General features: G+C 57.9%; 2 protein-coding genes. One reads left to right on the top strand and one right to left on the bottom strand.

Features of this window, described 5'->3' with window-relative positions; all coding sequences use genetic code 11:
- Positions 1 to 321: 321 nt before the first annotated feature.
- The gene (dusA, locus tag BGO16_RS01785) at positions 322 to 1,338 is read right to left on the bottom strand and encodes a tRNA dihydrouridine(20/20a) synthase DusA (protein ID WP_292616686.1); all 1,017 of its coding nucleotides are present in this window, start codon (positions 1,336 to 1,338) and stop codon (positions 322 to 324) included.
- A gap of 161 nt (positions 1,339 to 1,499) precedes the next feature.
- Between dusA and BGO16_RS01780 the strand changes: the two genes are divergently transcribed.
- Positions 1,500 to 2,690: a site-specific integrase gene (locus tag BGO16_RS01780; RefSeq protein WP_292616684.1), complete on the top strand. Its 1,191-nt coding sequence runs from the start codon at positions 1,500 to 1,502 to the stop codon at positions 2,688 to 2,690.
- Positions 2,691 to 2,936: the final 246 nt, after the last annotated feature.

The raw sequence follows: 2,936 nt of genomic DNA, 5'->3' as shown, positions 1-2,936 counted from the left end.
AGAAGGCCCGCAAGGTGCAGGTCTCGATCAAGGCGCTGGAAGTCGCCGAAGAGAAGGAAGCCATTGCGCAATATGGCTCATCCGACTCGGGCGCGACGCTCGGCGACATCCTCGGCACTGCGCTGAAGCAGCGCACGGACAAGTAAGCCTCAGGCTTCCTTTGCAACAATCAAGGCCCTGGTTTCGACCGGGGCCTTTTTTATTCTGCAGTGACGGTTCGGCGCAGGATGACGACCAGCGCCCGCACCGGATTGAAGCGCACCGCACCGCGCCATGATCTTGAGCGCGGGGGTCTGAGGACGTGCTTCGCGCGACAATGCTCTAACTGGCGCATTCTGATCGCAACCGCGTTTCCGCTTTTGCGAAATTCGCGTGAGGGCCGCCCACCAGCGCCAGCGCCTCGCGCAACACGTCGAGGCCGGCGCCGTCCTTCACTCCGTTTTCGGCGAGGTGTCGGCGAAACGCCCGAGCCCCCGGCATGCCATGAAAGGCGCCGACAAAATGCCGGGTGATGGCGTGCAATCGTGCGCCGCCGGCCAGTTGATCTTCGATGTAAGGCATCATGGCCTCGAGCGCGTGCTTCATCGTGGAGTGCGGCGTCGCCTCGCCAAACAGTTCGGGATCCACCTTCAGCAGACGCCATGGCTCCTGATAGGCGGCGCGTCCCAGCATGACGCCATCGACATGCGCCAAATGTTGTTTCGCTTCCGAAATGTCACCGATACCGCCGTTGATGACGACGGGCAGATCGCGCAGCGATGCCTTCAGGCGGTAAACCCTGTCATAATCGAGCGGCGGAATATCGCGATTCTCTTTCGGAGACAGTCCCTGAAGCCACGCCTTGCGCGCGTGGACGATCAGCGCATCGGCGCCGGCGGCCGTAACCTTGCGGGCGAAGATATCGAGGCCGGATTCCGTATCCTGATCGTCGATCCCGATCCGGCACTTAACGGTGACCGGTATCGACACCGCGCGTTTCATGGCGTGAACGCCTTCGGCGACCAGATCCGGCTCGGCCATCAGGCAGGCGCCGAAGCGTCCGTCCTTCACCCGGTCGGACGGACAGCCGACGTTCAGATTGATCTCGTCGTAGCCGAAATCCTCGCCGATGCGCGCAGACGCCGCGAGATCCTCCGCGCGCGATCCGCCAAGCTGAAGCGCAACAGGGTGCTCGACATCGCTGAATCCGAGCAAGCGTTTGCGCGCGCCGTGAATGATCGCACCGGTGGTCAGCATCTCCGTATAGAGTCGCGCGTTGCGCGTCAGCAGACGATGGAACACACGGCAATGCCGATCGGTCCAATCCATCATCGGGGCAACGGAGAAAATCCGGGACAAGCCCTTCTCATCCCGTCTAAATAAATCCAATTTATCCAATGGATTACTTGACATCCGGCCTGTCTCGTCCAAAATCGTGGTCGCTCGTATTTGCCTGAAACAGTGCAACAAAGTGCAACATGTATGCTACGCAGGCGTCATGTTGCACTTTTGAGGTCGGCATGGGAACCATAATCTCCAGAAAACGCAAGAAGGACGGCACCTTGGGTCACACGGCCCTCATCCGAATTAAGCGTGACGGTGTCATTGTCCATCAGGAATCTGAAACTTTCGATCGGAAGCTCGCCGCCAAAGGCTGGCTGAAGAAGCGTGAATCCGAACTGGCCGAAATGGGCTCGTTGCCCCCGCGGGCGCCTCCCGATCCGATTTTCCGTGACGTGATTACGAAATATCTCGATGAGGTGGAGGCAGTCCACTCTCTCGGCAAGACCAAGCGGCAAGTGCTCAACACGGTCAAAGCCAGCTCCCTTGGTGATCTTCCCGGCTCCGCCATCGGCAGCAAGGAACTGGTGGACTTCGCACGGGAGCGAATGACTAAGCACGGTGTCAAACCTCAGACCGTCGGCAACTACATCTCGCATATTTCGGCTGTCTTCGCCGTCGCCGAGGCGGCCTGGGGCTATCCGATCCGCTACGACGAAATCCGCAAAGCGAAGGCGGTGCTGAAGAAGCTCGGCATGGCCTCCAAGAGCCGCGAGCGCAAACGCCGCCCGACCCCGGACGAACTCGACAAGCTGATGAAGCATTTCTTCGAAATGCAGGAGCGCCGACCACACTCGATCTGCATGCCGAAGATCATCGCCTTTGGCATTTTCTCGACCCGCCGGCAGGAGGAAATCACGCGGATCAAATGGAGCGATCTCGACCCAAAGGCCCAGACGGTCGTCGTGCGTGATATGAAACACCCTGGCCAGAAGATTGGAAACGACGTCGAGTGCTACCTTCCCAATGAGTCGTGGCGGATCCTGCAATCAATGCCGCGAGAGACAGATTGCATTTTCCCTTACAATGGCGACTCCATCTCTGCGGCCTTCACCAAGGCCTGCTCTTTTCTGGGCATCGAAGACTTGCACTTCCACGATCTTCGCCACGACGGCGTCTCGCGTCTTTTTGAAATGGGCTGGGATATCCCACAGGTCTCGCGCGTCAGCGGACATCGCGACTGGAATTCACTGCGGCGATACACGCACCTCAAGGGACGAGGCGATCTCTACAAAGGCTGGAAGTGGTTGAAGCCCGTTATCGAGCACAAAGCGCAGTTCGGAGAGACATCAATCAGGCCGGAAGTAGTAGCGAGACGGATGGTACGAGATCTGAGACGTGTCAACGAAGGCTGTAGTAGTATAAACTAGCAAAGAGATTGGATCATTTCAAAAAACCTAGCGGGTACCGTGTCGCCGAGAGAAGTGATGAAATTTTCCGCCAGTGTACGGTCGATGTAGCGCCGGCGCGTAGACTGTCCTTCGAGACGGCGCTCTTCCATTTTGGATTTCGGCTGATTTTGGATTGCCAGAACTACATAATTATAAACCTATTCCTTCGAAACTGCGTCGATTTTGCCGATCTTTGGACTAATTCGTCCTCCGGAGCTAAAAGTC

Source organism: Nitrobacter sp. 62-23, assembly GCF_001897285.1.
Classification (GTDB): Bacteria; Pseudomonadota; Alphaproteobacteria; order Rhizobiales; family Xanthobacteraceae; genus Nitrobacter.
Note: the sequence above shows the minus strand (reverse complement) of the source record. Positions and strands in the feature narration are given on the sequence as shown.

Bases quoted from the DNA above. Each gene is read 5' to 3' on its own strand.
- BGO16_RS01780 (WP_292616684.1), top strand. From the start codon at position 1,500: ATGGGAACCATAATCTCCAGAAAACGCAAGAAGGACGGCACCTTGGGT.